The sequence below is a fragment of the Actinoplanes sp. NPDC021490 genome, assembly GCF_055562135.1.
Map to the genome: position 1 here is coordinate 589,889 of NZ_JBVHFW010000001.1, position 17,275 is coordinate 607,163.

The window sequence follows — 17,275 nt, forward strand, 5'->3', positions numbered from 1 at the left end:
CGACGCGGGGTCGCGCGCTCACGCGTAGCGACGACATGATCGCTCTATGAGCTGGCAGCTGACCGACGACGTCGAGACCTTCGCCGCCACGGCCGGAGACTTCCTGCGCTCCCGCCCGATCGAACACACCACTCTGCTGAGCGTGCTCGGCACCTTGCAGCGGAGCGGCCGGCACGCGTACGGACCGGCCGATCCGGTCATGGGCTGGTGGAGCACCCCGGCCGGGCAGGTCTCGGCGGTGCTGCTGCAGACGCCGCCGCACCCGATGATGTTCAGCGAGCTGCCGCCCCGAGCCGGGCCGGCCGCGGTGCTGGCCCTCAGCGGCCGCCCGCTGAGCGGCGCCAACCTGCGTGCGGACGCCGTGGACGGGTTCGCCGCGGGGTGGCGGGGCCGCACCGGGGCGCGCACCCGGGTCGTCCGGCGGACCCGGCTGCACCGGCTCGAGTCGCTGATCTTCCCGCCCGAGCCGCCGCCCGGTCACGCCCGCTATGCCGGGCCGGACGACCGCGCGCTGCTGCAGGGCTGGCTGCTGGCGTTCCACGACGAGATCGGCGAGCGGCGGCCGGGTGATCCGCTCGCGATGATCGACGACCGGTTGGCGTACGGGGGAGTGCTCCTCTGGGACGACGGCGGGCAACCGGTGTCGATGGCGATGTCGTCGCGGGCCGAGGCCGGCATGGTGCGCATCCAGATCGTCTACACGCCGCCCGTACGCCGTGGGCGCGGCTACGCCGGGGCGGTGACCGTGGTCGCGGCGCAGGCCGCCCTGGAATCCGGGGCCCGCGATGTCGTGCTCAATACAGACCTGGCCAACCCGACCAGTAATGCTTTGTATCAGCGGCTGGGTTTCCGCCCGGTCGAGGACCGAGTGATCGTGGAGTTCACGAAATGACAGACGGCAAGGTTCTTTCGGTGAACGTGGGCGTCGCCCGGCCCAATCCGGCCAAGCGCAACACCGGCCTGACCGGCATCGACAAGCTGCCGGTCGAGCACGCCGTCGACGTGCGCGCCCCCGGCCCCAAGACGACCGGCCTGCACAGCGGCGTGGTCGGCGACCCGATCGGCGACATCCGCAACCACGGCGGCGACGATCAGGCCGTCTACGCGTACTCGCGCGAGGACTACGACTGGTGGGAGGAGTCGCTGGGCCGATCGCTGCCGGCCGGCATGTTCGGCGAGAACATGACCACCGTCGGGCTCGACCTCAACGAGACCCGGATCGGCGAGGTCTGGCGGATCGGCGACGTGCTCGAGCTGCAGCCCACGTTCGGGCGAATTCCGTGCGCCACTTTCCAGGTCAAGATGGGCGAGAAGCACTGGCTGAAGCGGTTCGCCCAGGAGGCCCGCACCGGCACCTACCTGCGGGTGATCACACCAGGCCCGCTGCGCGTGGGTGACCCGATCGAGATCGTCCACCGGCCGGCGACGAGCATCGGCGTCTCGGAGGCCTTCGACATCTATATGAACCGCTCGGAGGAACTGCCGCGCCTGCTGGTGGCCGAGGACCTGCCGACCGACCTGCGCGACGAGATCGAGCGCCGGTTGGCCCGGGGCTGACACGACAAAGGCCCTCGACCGGAGTCGAGGGCCTTGTGGTGCACCTGGTGGCGGGTGAAGGATTCGAACCTTCGAAGCTTTCGCGACGGATTTACAGTCCGCTCCCATTGGCCGCTCGGGCAACCCGCCTGGGCACACCACCACGGTTGCCCGTGGCAGCGGAGAACAGCTTAGCCGTACCTCGGAGCGGTTTTGCAACCGGGTACGGTCGGCATGTCGGCGCCCGTTTCCCGGGTTCCGCCTTCATCGACGAAGCCAGCATCGCAGGAGTTCTGATCATGGCAGCCAGCCCGTCCTTCGACATCGTCAGCAAGGTCGACCAGCAGGAAGTGGACAACGCGTTCCACCAGGCGGAAAAGGAGCTCGGCACCCGGTTCGACTTCCGGGGCACGGGCACCAGCCTGGCCAAGTCGGGCGACTCCGCCGTCACCATCACCTCCGAGACCGAGGAGCGGGCCAGCGCGGCGCTCGACGTCTTCAAGGAGAAGCTGGTCAAGCGCAACATCTCGCTCAAGGCGCTCGAGGCCGGCGAGCCCCGCCAGTCCGGCAAGACCTACAAGATCGACTGCAAGGTCATCGAGGGCATCGAGACCGACAAGGCCAAGGCGATCAGCAAGAAGATCCGCGACGAGGGCCCCAAGGGCGTACAGGCCCAGATTCAGGGCGACCAGCTGCGGGTCACCGGCAAGAAGCGCGACGACCTGCAGGCCGTGATCGCCCTGCTCAAGGCCGAAGACTTCGGTGTCGCGCTCCAGTTCACCAATTACCGCTGACTGACCCTCGCCCGGGCCGCAGACTGGGGCCATGGACACCAGTAGCTGGACCATGCTGGCCGGCGGGTTGGCCGGGGCCGGACTGGCGGTGTTCGGCCTGGTCATCCTCGTGACCGGCCGGGCGCCGGCGGCGACCGCCCGGGCGTTCCGGACCGTACGCGACGCCGGCTTCTATCACTTCCTGTTCGGCACGGCCCTCGGCCTTGTCGTGATCGCCACCGGCATCGACAGTTCCGTCGTGACCACCACCATCACCGTGCTGGCGGTCGTCATGGCGGGCACGGCCCTGGTCCGGTTCCGCCCGCGGGGCCGGGCGAGACCGGTCAACCGATAAAGAGAGAGGTCGTCGTGATCGAGCCGGTCGTCAGCCCCGAGTGGGCCCGCGAAAATGCCGGCCGGGTGGTCCTGGCCGACGTCCGCGCCTACCTCGACGGCCGGAAGGGCGCCGACGCGTACGCCCGGGGCCATCTGCCGGGCGCGGTCTTCGTCGACCTGGACACCGATCTCGCCGCCCCGCCCACGGCCGTCGACGGACGCCATCCGCTGCCCGATGCCGCGCACTTCGCCGAGCGGATGTCGGCGCTGGGCATCGGCGGGGACGACATCGTGATCGCGTACGACGACGCGGGCGGCGTGATGGCGGCCCGGCTCGTCTGGATGTTGCGCGCGCTGGGGCACGAGGCGGCCCTGCTCGACGGCGGTCTGGACGCGTACGGGCCGGAGCGTGAGACCGACGGTCCGCGGCGTCCCCGGGCGGTTTTTCCCGTACGCCCGTGGCCCGCCGACCGCCTGGCCGGCCTGACCGACGCCATCTCGGACGGTTCCGTGGTGCTCGACGCCCGCCAGGCCGAGCGTTTCCGGGGCGAGACCGAGCCGATCGACCCCCGCGCCGGCCACATTCCCGGCGCCCGCAACGTCCCCTGCCGCGAGAACGTGGACGAGCGGGGCCGCTTCCGGCCGGCCGAGATTCTGCGCGAGCGTTTCGTCGCCGCCGGGGTGACCGAGGACGCGGACGTGGTGTCGTACTGCGGGTCGGGTGTCACCGCCTGCCACAACCTGCTGGCGCTGGAGCGGGCCGGCTTCGCCCCCGGCCGTCTCTACCCCGGCTCCTGGTCGCAGTACAGCGCCACCGACCGGCCCGCCGCGACCGGCAGTTAGCCTGCCAATCGGCACGCGAATTGCCCTCACTTCTCCCAATATTTCGGACGTAAAGTCGTCAATTCTGCGTGGAACCGTGGGGGTAGCCACTCAACCGTTCGGTCAGGATTTCGGAATGTGCGGTTTCGACCCGCCGGTGGACACTGCCGGTCGCACATCCCGTGTGGCACCATCATGGAACCCCCCCCACCCGGAACGCGTAATAACAGCAGGAGTCAACATGTTCGCAAGGAAGCTGGGCCGTTTTGCCGGCTTGGTTTTCGTGCTCGTCGCCGTCTTCGGTGGTGCCGGTGCTGCGTCAGCGGCCGCCGCCGGAGGCTCGGATACCGCGGCAGCACGAGGGCACGACTCTGGCTACACGGCGAATGCGGGTTACTCGACCAACGGCATCACGGAGTGGGACTAATCCTTTCCGCCTGGTCGGCGCCGAGCGTCGCTGGCGCATTCGACTGACGAGGAGCGCAATGGCCGAGCGTCCGCGTTCACGGCCGCGTTCCCCGCAATACGCCTGGTTGCTCACCGGCCCCCTGGCTGTCCTGGCAATTGCCGGATTCGCCGGACTTTGGGCGGTTGAGTCTGACTGGTATTCCGAGTGGCTCGGCGGCCTGATCGCGCTGGCCGGAGTGTGCCTCTGTTACGTCGGCGTCTTCCATGTCGTCATCCGGCGCAGCACTTACAACATCGTGCTCGCCGAGATCCCGTACGTGCTGGCGCTGTATTACCTGCCCCCGGTGATGGTGATCGGTGTCGTCGCCGGCGCCACGCTCATCACCCAGCTTCTCCGGTCGTCCGTGCGTATGCCGACCAAGCTGTGGTTCAACGTCGCCAAGAACTCGGCCAGCATGACGCTGGCCGCACTGGTCATGGTGGCTCTGCCCGCGTTCGACGGCGGCATGCCGACCACGTGGCTGATCCTCGCCGCCGCGCTGACCGTCGTCACGGTGGCCGACCTCCTCGGCACAGCTGCCGTGATGAGCGTCGTCCAGGGACTGCGCGCCGGTCAGGACGTGCTGCGCGGCGCCGGTCCGCCACTGGTCATCGCGAGCGTCAACGTGGTGATCGGCCTGGTGTTCCTGGTCGCGCTCGAAGCCACCCGCTGGTCGGCCGTGCTGCTGGTCGTGCTGATCGGCGCCCTGATCCTGATGCTGCGGTCGTTCGCCGACTTCTTCCGCCAGCACCGCACGCTCACCGAGGTCTACGAGCTCACCAAGGCGGTCCGCGAGGCAGGCGCCGACGCAGGGCTGCCCGACGTGCTGCTCGGCCGGGTGCAGACCCTGATGCGGGCCGAATACGCGACCCTCTATCTGACCCCGCAGGACCGGCATCCCGAGGTGCTGCTCACCGCGCGGGTGGAGAACAAGGGCCTGCTCGACCTCTCGCCGATCCCGCCGGCCGTCCGCGAGAAGGCGATCGCCGACGGCGGCAGCCTGGCCGTCAGCGCGAACTCCGGCGGCACCCCGGAACTGCGGCAGCAGATGCGCTCGGCCAAGGTCAAGGACGTGGTGATCGTCCCGCTGCGGTCGGGGCAGACCACGATCGGCAGCCTCGAGGTGGTCAACCGGCTCGGCGACACTCGATCGTTCCGCGACGCCGACATCCAGGTGCTCGAGACGATCGCGGCGCACGCCGCGGCCGCCGTGGAGAACTCGCGCCTGGTCGACCGCCTGCGCTACGACGCCTATCACGACCGGCTGACCGCCCTTCCCAACCGGCGGCGGCTCACCGACGCGCTGGCCGAGTCGGTCAAGGTGCGCGCCGAGGACGAGGTGGTCGCGGTCCTGCTCTTCGACGTCGACGGTCAGCGCGACGTCAACGAGTCGATGGGCCATGCCGCCGGCGACAAGCTGCTGGCCGAGGTGGCCGGTCGGCTGCGTTCGATCGCCGGGCCGGGCGCCCTGGTCGGTCGGATCGGCGGCGACGAGTTCGTGGTGACGCTGCGCGCCGAGAGCACCGATGCCACCGTCCAGCTGGCCACCGACATGCGCGAGCAGCTGCGGGGCCCGATGACGGTGGGCACGCTCACGCTCGACGTCGACACCGCGGTCGGCGTGTCGGTCTATCCCGACCACGGCGGTGACCCCGAGATGCTGCTGCAGCGGGCCGAGCTCGCGGGCAACGCGGCCAAGGTCCTCCCGTACGGAGTGCAGCTGTTCCACCCCGCGCTCGAGTCCCGCGCCGTCCGCCGCCTGGGCATCGCGGCCGACCTGCGTACGGCGCTCGACAACGGCGCCCTCGACGTCTACTTCCAGCCCAAGGTCACGCTGACCGACCGCCATCTCGTCGGCGTCGAGTGCCTGGCCCGATGGCAGCACCCGGCGCAGGGCGAGGTCGCGCCGGAAGACTTCGTGGCCGTTGCCGAGCACACCGGCCAGCTGTCCCGCCTCACCGAGGTGGTGCTCACCGAGGGCTTGCGCCGCTGCCGCGACTGGCCCGACCAGAAGCCCCCGCTCTCGATCGCGGTCAACCTGTCGGTCCGGACGCTGCTCGACTCCCGGTTCCCCGACCAGGTGGCCACGCTGCTCGAGGAGTACGGCGTGGCCGCGGCCCAGGTCACCTTCGAGATCTCCGAGCCGGGCATGCTCAACGACATCGAGCGTGTGCTGCCCACCCTCTATCGCCTGCGCGACCTCGGGGTGCGGCTCAGCGTCGACGACTTCGGCACGGGCGCGTCCTCTCTGTCCTATCTGCGGCAGTGGCCGGTGCACGAGGTGAAGATCGACGACAGCTTCGTGCAGGGCATGGTCACCAGCACCGGCGACCTCGCGATCGTGCGGGCGGTGATCAGCCTGGCGCGTGAGTTCGGCCTCACCGTCGTGGCCGAGGGCGTCGAGAGCGAGCTCACCCTCGACCTGCTGGAGGAGATGGGCTGCGAGATCGGCCAGGGTTACCTGTTCAGCCGCCCGTTGCCGTACGAGCGTCTGGAAGCCTGGTTCAACGCCCGGACCGAGCCGGCCGAGACCGACGCGGGTGCGGTCAGAAGGCTCCGAGCAGTGATCTGACCTGCGCCGACACTGGTTTGGGGGAGTCGATTTCACCCCCGACCCGGGGCCGTGTAAGCTTTCTCCTGCGCACCAAGCGAGAGATCGCGCGCAAGCCCCCTTAGCTCAGTCGGCAGAGCGTCTCCATGGTAAGGAGAAGGTCTACGGTTCGATTCCGTAAGGGGGCTCTACCGGGTTCGTTCCCGCCTCAGGCGCTGGACTTGAGCCTGGCTCTGGCGGTGTAGCTCAGATGGCAGAGCAAGCGGCTCATAATCGCTGTGTCGCCGGTTCAAGTCCGGCCACCGCTACTTAGCAAAGGGATCCCTCCCGGGGTCCCACTTTGCATGTCGACGCTCCTCCGGAGTAATCTGGAGTGTCGTTAAACCCCGTTAGCAGGAAGGCAACCCGTCGTGGCCAAGGCGACCGACGTCCGTCCGAAGATCACTTTGGCTTGTACGGAGTGCAAGGAGCGGAACTACATCACCCGGAAGAACCGGCGTAACGACCCCGACCGGGTCGAGCTCAAGAAGTTCTGCCCGCGCGATGGCAAGCACACCCTGCACCGCGAGACCCGCTGATCTTTTTCGCACTCCTGCGCCGTTCGGTCCTGGACCGGGCGGCGCAGAGTCGTTTCGGCCGAAGTAAGTTCATGGGTATGCCCCTGGACCCGTCCTTCGTCGGCCGCAGCTGGCCGGCCACCGAGCCCTACCAGGTCGGTCGCGAAAAGATCCGCGAGTTCGCCCGCGCGATCGGAGCGGCCGACGCCGAATATCACGATCCCGAGGCGGCCCGGGCCATCGGTTACGCCGACGTCGTGGCCCCGCCCACGTTCCCGGTCGTGATCACCATGGCGGCGAGCCGGCAGATCATCGAGGATCCCGCGCTCGGCCTCGACTACAGCCGTGTGGTGCACGGAGACCAGAAGTTCACGTACAAGCGCCCGGTCGTGGCCGGTGACGAGCTGGTCTGCGTCAACTCGGTCGACGACATCACCTCGCGCGGCGGTCACGACTTCCTGACCACCCGCACCGAGGTCAGCACGGTCGCCGGCGAGCCCGTGGTCACCGTCTGGTCCAAGCTCGTGCAGAGGGGCGCCTAATGAGCGACACGCTGGAGCCGCAGACCTTCCGGATCACCCGCGCCGACCTGGTGCGCTACGCGGGCGCCTCGGGTGACTTCAACACGATCCACTGGAGCGACCGGATCGCCACGAGCGTCGGCCTGCCCGGCGTCATCGCGCACGGCATGTTGACCATGGCGCTGGTCGGCCGGGCCGTCACCGCCTGGGCCGGCGCGCCCGACGCGGTCGTGGAATACAACGTGCGGTTCTCCCGCCCGGTGCCGGTCCCCGACACCGACGAGGGCACCGAGGTGGTCGTCACGGCGACCGTCAAGGAGACCACCGACGAGGGACTGACCAAACTGGCGCTCACCGCCACCTGCCAGGGCGAAAAGGTGCTCTCGCTGGCTCAGGCGACTATCCGGAAGCGCTGAGTATCGGTTTGGGCGAGCCCGGGTTGGGCGAACCCGGTGTGAACCCGTACACTGGTGCGCCGTGGGGCAATGAACCCCCGGACCAGCCTGCCTGGGTCGGGGTTTTTCAGGTGCCTCGCACAGGGGTGTAGCTCAATTGGCAGAGCAGCGGTCTCCAAAACCGCAGGCTGCAGGTTCAAGTCCTGTCACCCCTGCGCAACCCTCCTAGACGTGCCCGCCCGGTGCGCGGTCCGCACGACCTCCGCGCCCGTGACGAGCGCTGACAGGGGACCCCACCACCGATGACGGAAGTAGGGCGCCATGGCCGACAGGAACCGACCCGGTGACGCCGGCGACCCTGCCGACGACGAGGTGTTCGACGACGCTGTCGAGGATGACAAGGACACGTCCGACGACGACGCCGAGCCGGTAGGCCGGGGCGGCACCGCCGTCGCCGAGCGATCGGCGAAGCCGAAGAACGAGGTCCGCCGGAGCGGCTTGTTCGGGCGTATCGGCGGTTTCTTCCGTGAGGTCGTCAGTGAGCTGCGTAAGGTCATCTGGCCCACGCGCAAGGAGCTCCTGACCTACACGACGATCGTGATCGCCTTCGTGGCGGTCATGACCACCATCGTCGGCCTGCTGGACCTCGGCCTGGGCAAGGCCATCCTCTGGGCGTTCGGCGGCTGACCCCGCCGTTTGAGAAGATTTAGCTGGAAGTGAGCGAGCGTGCCTGAGTACGACGACGAGACCGCGCAGTCCGTCGACGAGCAGTCGTCGGTGGCCACGGCGGACAACGACGAGTCGGTCGAGGCCGCTGAGCCGCAGGAGGCCGTCGAGCCGCAGGACGATGTCAAGCCGCAGGACGAGGCCGAGTCTTCTGACGAGGCCGAGTCGCTGGAGGCTCCGGCGGCGGCCGCCGAGGACGACGAAGACTTCGACCCGGTGCAGGAGCTGCGGCAGAAGCTGCGCTACGCGCCCGGCGACTGGTATGTCGTGCACTCCTACGCGGGCTACGAGAACAAGGTCAAGACCAACCTCGAGACCCGCATCACCAGCCTCGACATGGAAGACTTCATCTTCCAGGTCGAGGTCCCGACCCGCGAAGAGGTCGAGGTCAAGAACGGCAAGCGCCTCCAGGTCAACAACAAGGTCTTCCCGGGCTACATCCTGGTCCGGATGGATCTGTCCCCCGAGTCGTACTCCTGTGTCCGCAACACGCCCGGTGTGACCGGGTTCGTGGGCGCGACCGACCGCGTCGACCGGCCCGCTCCGCTCTCGCTCGACGAGGTGCTGAAGTGGCTGGCCCCGGCGGTCGAGCAGGAGGAGAAGAAGTCCAAGCCCGAGATCAAGGTGCTCGACTTCGAGGTCGGCGACTCGGTCACGGTCACCGACGGCGCGTTCGCCTCGCTGCCCGCCTCGATCAGCGAAATCAATGCCGACCAGCAGAAGTTGAAGGTTCTGGTCTCCATCTTCGGCCGCGAGACGCCGGTGGAGCTCAACTTCAACCAGGTCGCCAAGATCTGACCAGCACGACAGCAGTCAGTGGGAGGGCCTCGGAAACAGGGGCCCGCCATCTACCACAGGAGTAAGTGAACATGCAGCGCAGCAAGAGCTACCGCAAGGGCGCCGAGCAGATCGACGTCAACAAGCTTTACGACCCGTCCGAGGCGATCAAGCTCGCCAAGGAGGCCAGCGCGACCAAGTTCGACGCCACTGTCGAGGTCGCGATGCGTCTGGGCGTCGACCCGCGTAAGGCCGACCAGATGGTCCGCGGCACGGTCAACCTGCCCCACGGCACCGGCAAGACCGCCCGCGTGATCGTCTTCGCCCAGGGCGCGAAGGCCGAGGAGGCCGTCGCGGCCGGCGCCGACGAGGTCGGCACGGACGAGCTCGTCGCCCGCATCCAGGGTGGCTGGCTCGACTTCGACGCGGCGATCGCCACCCCCGACCAGATGGCCAAGATCGGTCGTATCGCCCGCATCCTCGGCCCGCGTGGTCTCATGCCCAACCCGAAGACCGGCACGGTCACCATGGACGTGACCAAGGCGATCAACGAGATCAAGGGCGGCAAGATCACCTTCCGGGTGGACAAGCACTCGAACCTGCACCTGATCATCGGCAAGGCGTCGTTCACGCCGGAGCAGCTGACCGACAACTACGCCGCCGTGCTCGACGAGGTGCTGCGGGCCAAGCCGTCCGCTGCCAAGGGCAAGTACCTCAAGAAGGTCACCGTCAGCACGACGATGGGCCCGGGCGTCCAGATCGACCCGAACGTGGTCAAGGGTCTGACCAACGCCGAGGCCTGAGTCTCAGCAGTCATCGGAACGGCCCCCGGGGGACATCCCCGGGGGCTTTTCTGTGGCAAAGTTCCGTCGTGCGTTTCGACGGGGTGTGGTTCCGATACGGCCGCCGCGCCGACTGGACGCTCCGCGCGGTCAACGCCGACGTCCGGCCCGGCCAGACGATCGTCGTGCTGGGTCGCAACGGCGCCGGCAAGTCCACGCTCCTCCAGCTCGCCGCCGGTGTCCTGCGCCCGGGGCGCGGCGCCGTGCGTGACCGCCCGCCGGTCATCGGCTGGGTGCCCGAGCGCTTCCCGGCCGATCAGCCGTTCACCGCGGGCGACTATCTGCACCGCATGGCCTCGCTGCGCGGCCACGACCCCGGTGAGGCCGACGCCTGGATCGAGCGTCTGCTGCTGACCGGTCACACCGGCACCCGCCTGAGTGACCTGTCGAAGGGCACTGCCCAGAAGGTCGGGCTGGCCCAGGCACTGATCGCCCGGCCCGGCCTGCTGATTCTCGACGAGCCGTGGGAGGGCCTCGACGCCGTCGCCCGCACCCTGATCCCCGAGATCGTGGCCGAGGTGACCGCGTCCGGCGGCATGGTGCTGATCAGCGATCACCGCGGCGAGATCGCCCATCTGCCCGGCGCGATCCACTGGTCGATCGCCGACGCCACCGTCCAGCCGGCCCCGTCACCGCCCGCGCCTGCCCGCGACGAGGTCGTCATCGAGATCTCCGTGCCGCGCGCCTCGGCCGACGAGGCGGTGGTCCGGCTGAGAGCTCAGGGTCACGCTGTCTTAGGCGTACGCGACGTGTCCGGCCCCCGGCCCGACGGCACCTATCACCCGGGTGCCGCGAACGCCCGCAACGCCGCCGCCGGCTCATGGAACGGGGAGGGCAAACAGTGAGCCCCCTGATCCGGATGCGTCTGGCAGGGTTCCTCCGGGGCGGCCGCATCCTCCCGCCCGCGATCGCCGTCCTGGTCGTGCTGGGCATCATCTACGGCGGGGGAGCGTCGCCCGCGGCGGTGGCTTACGGATATTCCGCAGCCGCGCTCTTCCCCGTGCTGGCCTGGCAGTCCAAGCTGCTGCTCGACACCGAGCCCGACGGGCAGCGCCGCCTGGCTCGCGTGGCCGTGGGCGCCCGCACCGAGGCCGTGGCCGGGCTGCTGGCCGCGGCCGTGCTCGCGCTGATCGTCTGCGTCCTCGCGATGGGTGCTCCCTGGCTGTTCCACGGCATCGACACCACCGAGCCCGTTCTCTCCGGCTCTCTGCTCGGCGTCCTGGCCCACCTGCTGGCCGTGCCGCCCGCGGTGGCCGTCGGCGCCCTGGCCAGCCGGGCCGTCACCCGCGGGGTCCGCAACGGCGTGGCCGTGCTTGTCACCGCGGCCCTCCTGGTGGTCGTGCTCGGCCTGCAGGGCTCGTTCGCCCCGTGGCTCGTCCCACCTGTCATGGCCACAGCCCGGGCCCTCACCCCCGACACCGGCCCCTCCGCGACCATGCTGGCCCTGCTCACCGTCTGGGCCGCTGCTTGGTGCGCTGTCGCCCTCGCGGCGTACGCGTATCTGCGGCGGTCACGTTCATGAGCCGGCGGTGGCCTTGCGGGCGGAAGTCGCTCCCAGGCCGATAGGGCCGCCCGGGCCCGGGACGGGGGCCGCTGCGGTTGGGGGCGGTCACGACGCGTACGGGGAAAGGGCTGGATTTGGCCGTTGCTGCCGGGTCGCGTACTCTTATCAATCGAAGTTCCACCCACAGACCGCTGGTCGCCGTGGCCCTGGTTTTCCGGGTCATGGTCGAAGGTCCCGCAGATGCGGGCGACCCGCGCAGGGGAGAACGGTTCGTGACCAGGCCCGGTGAAAACCGACTGTTCCGCCCCGTGCGCCCTGCGCCGGGGCGTTTCTCATTCTGCTCCTCCTTCGAGCTCGACCAGTGGTTCGAGCACTGAGAGAGGAGGGACATGGCGGACAAGCCGGTCCGGGCCGACAAGGCCAGTGCCGTCGCGGAGCTGACGGACGACTTCCGTAACTCGTCGGCCACCGTGCTGACCGAGTACCGCGGTCTCACGGTCAAGCAGCTCACCGAGCTGCGCCGTTCGCTGGGCGGCGACACCAAGTATGCGGTGTCGAAGAACACCCTGGCGAAGCGCGCTGCGAGCGACGCGGGCATCGAGGGCCTCGACAAGCTGTTCACCGGTCCTACCGCGCTCGCCTTCATCAGCGGCGACCCGGTCGAGGCGGCCAAGGGTCTTCGGGCCTTCTCCAAGGCCAACCCCGTCCTGGTCATCAAGGGCGGTGTCTTCGAGGGCAAGGCGATCTCGGCGGATGACGTCAACAAGATCGCCGACCTCGAGTCGCGTGAGGTTCTGCTGGCCAAGCTGGCCGGCGCCATGAAGGGCAACCTGACCAAGGCGGCCGGCCTGTTCCAGGCTCCGCTTTCGCAGGTGGCGCGCCTCGCGGCCGCTCTTCAGGAGAAGCGCGAGCAGGACGGTCCCGCGGAGGCCTGAGCCACCGCGCACCAGCACGACTTTTCATAAGCACTAGGAAGGGTTGCCGATAATGGCGAAGCTCAGCACCGACGAGCTGCTCGACGCGTTCAAGGAAATGACGCTGATCGAGCTGTCGGAGTTCGTGAAGCAGTTCGAGACCACCTTCGAGGTCACCGCGGCCGCTCCGGTCGCCATCGCGGCCGCCGGCCCGGGTGCGGCTCCGGCCGAGGCCGAGCCCGAGAAGGACTCCTTCGACGTTGTCCTCGAGGGCGACGGTGGCAAGAAGATCCAGGTCATCAAGGTCGTGCGTGAGCTGACCGGCCTGGGCCTCAAGGAGGCCAAGGACGCCGTCGAGTCCGCCCCCAAGGCGATCCTCGAGGGTGTCAACAAGGAGAAGGCCGAGGCCGCCAAGGCCAAGCTCGAGGGCGAAGGCGCCAAGGTCACCCTCAAGTGATCTAACGCTCCACTGCTTTCTCTTGCGAATGGCGAGGGCCCGTGTCGGGGTCCTCGCCATTCGTGTCTTTCCGATGTCGTACCTGGTCAGGGGACATGTGGCCGGCTGTCCGGGTCCCGACGCACAAAGCGGGCTCAATCGGGCAAGCCGTGGAGTATGGTCGCTAGAGCGCGCCGGGCGGGCGATGGCAGGGGGTCGACCCGTGCTGCAGCCCTTGACTGTGTGTCCGCTGACAGGCACGCTGATGACAGCAAGTTTCCGCGCTTGCGACAGCCGAGCCGTGGGTAATCCGGTGTCCCCGGAGCCCGTGGAAAGGCACCAGAGGGAGAGTTGCCGCGTTCCGAGCGGCCCCGCTTGTGGCCCTGGCCCATGGAGGCGCAGGTCAGAGGCCGCGGGGACACGTTCCGCAGGCCCCCTCAGGTGTGGGCTGGACAGCGGTTAGCCGAGCGGCTACACTGCTAGTTTGCGCTGCCTTCTGTCTTGAGCCCTGCCGGGACATCCATCCGGATGACTTCCTGGGGGCTCGTTGGAGTGCACGCAGACAGTTGCATACCGCAGCTGCAGCCGCATCAGCAGCACCGGTCCTCGGAAGGACGCATCTTGGCAGCTTCCCGCCCTGCGAAGACCAGCCGTACGTCGAGCGCTTACGCACCCCGCCGTGTCTCTTTCGGCAGGATCACCGAGCAACTTGAGGTCCCCAACCTCTTGGCCCTCCAGACGGAGTCCTTCGACTGGCTGGTCGGAAACGAGGCTTGGCAGGCCCGGTCGACGGACGACCCGCACGCCCACTCGGGCCTCGCAGAGATCCTCGAAGAGATCAGTCCCATTGAGGACTTCTCCGGCACAATGTCGCTGTCCTTCTCGTCTCCCCGATTCGACGAGGTCAAGGCCTCGATCGAGGAGTGCAAGGAGAAGGATCTGACCTACTGCGCGCCGCTGTTCGTGACCGCGGAGTTCACCAACAACACGACTGGCGAGATCAAGAGCCAGACCGTGTTCATGGGTGACTTCCCGATGATGACCCCCAAGGGGACGTTCGTCATCAACGGCACGGAGCGCGTCGTGGTGAGCCAGCTCGTCCGCTCGCCGGGCGTGTACTTCACCAAGGAGCCGGACAAGACCTCCGACCGCGACCTCTCCAGCGTCAAGGTCATCCCCAGCCGGGGTGCCTGGCTGGAGTTCGACATCGACAAGCGCGACACCGTGGGTGTCCGGATCGACCGCAAGCGCCGGCAGGCCGTCACCGTCCTGCTCAAGGCGATCGGCTGGTCGGCCGACCAGATCCGCGAGCGGTTCGGGTGGTCCGAGCTGCTCATGACCACCCTCGAGAAGGACCACATCGCCGGGCAGGACGAGGCCCTGCTCGACATTTACCGCAAGCTCCGCCCTGGCGAGCCCCCGACCCGGGAAAACGCGCAGACCCTGCTCGACAACCTCTTCTTCAACCCGAAGAGGTACGACGTCGCCAAGGTCGGCCGTTACAAGTTCAACAAGAAGCTCGACATCGACGTCCCGATCGTCCGGGGCACGTTGACCGAGGAAGACATCGTCAAGACCGTGGACTACCTCGCCCGGCTGCACGCCGGTGAGGAAGGCTACGAGCCCGACGACATCGACCACTTCGGCAACCGCCGTCTGCGTACGGTCGGCGAGCTCATCCAGAACCAGGTCCGTGTCGGCCTGTCCCGGATGGAGCGCGTCGTCCGCGAACGCATGACGACCCAGGACGTCGAGGCGATCACGCCGCAGACCCTGATCAACATCCGTCCCGTGGTGGCGGCGATCAAGGAGTTCTTCGGCACGTCGCAGCTGTCGCAGTTCATGGACCAGACGAACCCGCTGGCGGGCCTGACCCACCGGCGTCGTCTGTCCGCGCTCGGCCCCGGTGGCCTCTCGCGTGAGCGGGCCGGCTTCGAGGTCCGCGACGTGCACCCGTCCCACTACGGCCGGATGTGCCCGATCGAGACGCCCGAAGGCCCGAACATCGGCCTGATCGGCGCCCTGTCCACGTTCGCCCGGGTCAACCCGTTCGGCTTCATCGAGACGCCGTACCGGAAGGTCGAGGCGGGCGTCGTCACCGATGAGGTGCACTACCTCACTGCCGACGAAGAGGACCGATACATCAAGGCGCAGGCGAACGCCACGCTGAGGAGCGACGGCACCTTCGCCGACGATCGCGTCCTGGTCCGCCGTAAGGGCGGTGAGGTCGACTACGTGCCCGGCACCGAGGTCGACTACATGGACGTGTCGCCGCGTCAGATGACCTCGGTCGCGACCGCGATGATCCCGTTCCTCGAGCACGACGACGCCAACCGCGCGCTCATGGGCGCGAACATGCAGCGTCAGGCCGTGCCGCTGGTCAAGGCCGAGGCGCCGCTGGTCGGCACCGGCATGGAGTACCGCGCCGCGGTCGACGCCGGTGACGTGGTCGTCGCCGAGGTCGGTGGCGTGGTCGAGGACCTGTGCGCCGACTACGTGACGGTTCACCAGGACGACGGTCACCGCCGTACGTACCTGCTGCACAAGTTCCGCCGCTCCAACGCCGGCTCCTGCGTCAACCAGAAGCCGGTCGTGTTCGAGGGTGACCGGGTCGAAGCCGGCCAGGTCATCGCCGACGGTCCGTGCACCGACGAGGGGGAGATGGCCCTCGGCCGCAACCTGCTCGTCGCGTTCATGTGCTGGGAGGGTCACAACTACGAGGACGCGATCATCCTGTCGCAGCGCCTCGTCCAGCAGGACGTCCTCACCTCGATCCACATCGAGGAGCACGAGGTCGACGCCCGGGACACCAAGCTCGGCCCGGAAGAGATCACCCGCGACATCCCCAACGTCAGCGAGGAAATGCTCGCGGACCTGGACGAGCGCGGCATCATCCGGATCGGCGCCGAGGTCGTTCCCGGCGACATCCTGGTCGGCAAGGTCACGCCCAAGGGTGAGACCGAGCTGACCCCCGAGGAGCGGCTGCTCCGCGCGATCTTCGGTGAGAAGGCCCGGGAGGTCCGGGACACCTCGCTGAAGGTGCCGCACGGCGAGACCGGCACGGTCATCGGCGTCCGCACGTTCTCGCGTGAAGACGGCGACGAGCTTCCCCCGGGCGTGAACGAGCTGGTCCGCGTGTACGTGGCCCAGAAGCGCAAGATCCAGGACGGTGACAAGCTCGCGGGCCGCCACGGCAACAAGGGCGTCATCTCCAAGATCCTGCCGATCGAGGACATGCCGTTCCTCGAGGACGGCACCCCGGTCGACATCGTGCTCAACCCGCTCGGTGTGCCCTCGCGCATGAACATCGGCCAGGTTCTGGAGACCCACCTCGGGTGGATCGCCAAGACCGGCTGGGAAGTCGAGGGCGAGGACGCCGACTGGAAGCGCCAGCTGCGCGCGATCGAGGCGCACGAGTCCCCCAAGGACTCGAACGTCGCGACCCCCGTCTTCGACGGTGCGCAGGAGGAGGAGATCAAGGGCCTCCTCGAGTCGACGCTGGTCAACCGCGATGGAAAGCGGCTGGTCAACGGTGACGGCAAGGCGCAGCTGTTCGACGGCCGCTCCGGCGAGCCGCTGCCGGACCCGGTCTCGGTCGGGTACGTCTACATCCTCAAGCTGAACCACCTGGTCGACGACAAGATTCACGCTCGGTCGACCGGCCCGTACTCGATGATCACGCAGCAGCCGCTGGGTGGTAAGGCGCAGTTCGGTGGCCAGCGGTTCGGCGAGATGGAGTGCTGGGCGATGCAGGCCTACGGCGCCGCATACGCGCTGCAGGAACTACTCACCATCAAGTCCGACGACGTCCTCGGCCGAGTGAAGGTCTACGAGGCCATCGTCAAGGGCGAGAACATCCCGGAGCCGGGAATCCCCGAGTCCTTCAAGGTGCTCCTCAAGGAGCTGCAGTCGCTGTGCCTGAACGTCGAGGTGCTTTCCAGCGACGGTGTGGCCCTCGAGATGCGCGAGACGGACGACGAGGTCTTCCGGGCCGCGGAGGAACTCGGTATCGACCTGTCCCGGCGCCCGAACGAGGGCGTCAGCAGCGTCGAAGAGATCTGACGGAAGCGTCCTCCGGCTCAGCTGAGCCGGAGGACGCCACCGCCGGCCTGGAACCCATCCGAGCAATGAAATACG

17 protein-coding genes and 4 tRNA genes are annotated in these 17,275 nt (G+C 68.3%); 20 read left to right on the top strand and 1 reads right to left on the bottom strand.

Translation table 11 applies throughout. The features are described 5' to 3' along the window. Positions 1-46: 46 nt before the first annotated feature. A complete protein-coding gene (locus tag ACZ3I4_RS02675) occupies positions 47-892 on the top strand; it encodes a GNAT family N-acetyltransferase (RefSeq protein WP_465380099.1) in 846 nt (281 codons plus the stop codon). Then, complete coding sequence (locus ACZ3I4_RS02680) at positions 889-1,557, top strand: MOSC domain-containing protein (protein WP_465380100.1); 669 nt, start codon at positions 889-891, stop codon at positions 1,555-1,557. Before ACZ3I4_RS02675 ends, ACZ3I4_RS02680 begins: the two co-directional genes overlap by 4 nt. A 45-nt stretch (positions 1,558-1,602) precedes the next feature. Here the strand turns inward: ACZ3I4_RS02680 and ACZ3I4_RS02685 are convergent. Then, positions 1,603-1,686: transfer RNA gene (locus ACZ3I4_RS02685), tRNA-Tyr, on the bottom strand. Positions 1,687-1,835: 149 nt separating this feature from the next. Between ACZ3I4_RS02685 and ACZ3I4_RS02690 the strand changes: the two genes are divergently transcribed. The 18 genes from ACZ3I4_RS02690 (at position 1,836) to rpoB (ending at position 17,200) form a co-directional block, all read left to right on the top strand. Continuing rightward, on the top strand, positions 1,836-2,330 hold the full coding sequence (locus ACZ3I4_RS02690; protein WP_465380101.1) for a YajQ family cyclic di-GMP-binding protein: 495 nt from the start codon (positions 1,836-1,838) through the stop codon (positions 2,328-2,330). A gap of 31 nt (positions 2,331-2,361) precedes the next feature. Next, positions 2,362-2,664: a hypothetical protein gene (locus tag ACZ3I4_RS02695; RefSeq protein WP_465380102.1), complete on the top strand. Its 303-nt coding sequence runs from the start codon at positions 2,362-2,364 to the stop codon at positions 2,662-2,664. A gap of 14 nt (positions 2,665-2,678) precedes the next feature. Next, positions 2,679-3,488, top strand: a complete 810-nt coding sequence (locus tag ACZ3I4_RS02700; protein ID WP_465380103.1) for a sulfurtransferase — start codon at positions 2,679-2,681, stop codon at positions 3,486-3,488. 464 nt (positions 3,489-3,952) lie between these two features. Further along, positions 3,953-6,487: a putative bifunctional diguanylate cyclase/phosphodiesterase gene (locus tag ACZ3I4_RS02705; protein ID WP_465380104.1), complete on the top strand. Its 2,535-nt coding sequence runs from the start codon at positions 3,953-3,955 to the stop codon at positions 6,485-6,487. Between the two features lie 94 nt (positions 6,488-6,581). Continuing rightward, positions 6,582-6,654 (top strand) — tRNA-Thr (locus ACZ3I4_RS02710). Between the two features lie 47 nt (positions 6,655-6,701). Then, positions 6,702-6,774 (top strand) — tRNA-Met (locus ACZ3I4_RS02715). 102 nt (positions 6,775-6,876) lie between these two features. Beyond that, on the top strand, positions 6,877-7,044 hold the full coding sequence (gene rpmG, locus ACZ3I4_RS02720) for a 50S ribosomal protein L33 (protein ID WP_184953737.1): 168 nt from the start codon (positions 6,877-6,879) through the stop codon (positions 7,042-7,044). 77 nt (positions 7,045-7,121) lie between these two features. Beyond that, on the top strand, positions 7,122-7,565 hold the full coding sequence (locus ACZ3I4_RS02725; protein WP_465380446.1) for an FAS1-like dehydratase domain-containing protein: 444 nt from the start codon (positions 7,122-7,124) through the stop codon (positions 7,563-7,565). Then, positions 7,565-7,960 carry a MaoC family dehydratase gene (locus ACZ3I4_RS02730; RefSeq protein ID WP_465380105.1) on the top strand — a complete coding sequence of 132 codons (396 nt, stop codon included), beginning with the start codon at positions 7,565-7,567 and terminating at the stop codon, positions 7,958-7,960. Before ACZ3I4_RS02725 ends, ACZ3I4_RS02730 begins: the two co-directional genes overlap by 1 nt. Positions 7,961-8,081: 121 nt before the next feature. After that, positions 8,082-8,154: transfer RNA gene (locus tag ACZ3I4_RS02735), tRNA-Trp, on the top strand. A 106-nt stretch (positions 8,155-8,260) separates the two neighbouring features. Further along, a complete protein-coding gene (gene secE / locus ACZ3I4_RS02740) occupies positions 8,261-8,626 on the top strand; it encodes a preprotein translocase subunit SecE (RefSeq protein ID WP_465380106.1) in 366 nt (121 codons plus the stop codon). 39 nt (positions 8,627-8,665) lie between these two features. Continuing rightward, a complete protein-coding gene (gene nusG / locus ACZ3I4_RS02745) occupies positions 8,666-9,463 on the top strand; it encodes a transcription termination/antitermination protein NusG (protein ID WP_465380107.1) in 798 nt (265 codons plus the stop codon). A 71-nt stretch (positions 9,464-9,534) separates the two neighbouring features. Then, positions 9,535-10,245, top strand: a complete 711-nt coding sequence (gene rplA, locus ACZ3I4_RS02750) for a 50S ribosomal protein L1 (RefSeq protein WP_465380108.1) — start codon at positions 9,535-9,537, stop codon at positions 10,243-10,245. Between the two features lie 68 nt (positions 10,246-10,313). Further along, positions 10,314-11,129, top strand: a complete 816-nt coding sequence (locus ACZ3I4_RS02755) for an ATP-binding cassette domain-containing protein (protein ID WP_465380109.1) — start codon at positions 10,314-10,316, stop codon at positions 11,127-11,129. Then, positions 11,126-11,806, top strand: a complete 681-nt coding sequence (locus ACZ3I4_RS02760) for a hypothetical protein (protein ID WP_465380110.1) — start codon at positions 11,126-11,128, stop codon at positions 11,804-11,806. The genes ACZ3I4_RS02755 and ACZ3I4_RS02760 overlap by 4 nt, the downstream gene beginning before the upstream one ends. A gap of 371 nt (positions 11,807-12,177) precedes the next feature. Next, complete coding sequence (gene rplJ / locus ACZ3I4_RS02765) at positions 12,178-12,723, top strand: 50S ribosomal protein L10 (protein ID WP_465380111.1); 546 nt, start codon at positions 12,178-12,180, stop codon at positions 12,721-12,723. Between the two features lie 52 nt (positions 12,724-12,775). Continuing rightward, positions 12,776-13,159 carry a 50S ribosomal protein L7/L12 gene (rplL, locus tag ACZ3I4_RS02770; RefSeq protein ID WP_465380112.1) on the top strand — a complete coding sequence of 128 codons (384 nt, stop codon included), beginning with the start codon at positions 12,776-12,778 and terminating at the stop codon, positions 13,157-13,159. A 600-nt stretch (positions 13,160-13,759) separates the two neighbouring features. Next, complete coding sequence (gene rpoB, locus ACZ3I4_RS02775; protein ID WP_465380113.1) at positions 13,760-17,200, top strand: DNA-directed RNA polymerase subunit beta; 3,441 nt, start codon at positions 13,760-13,762, stop codon at positions 17,198-17,200. Positions 17,201-17,275 lie beyond the last annotated feature (75 nt).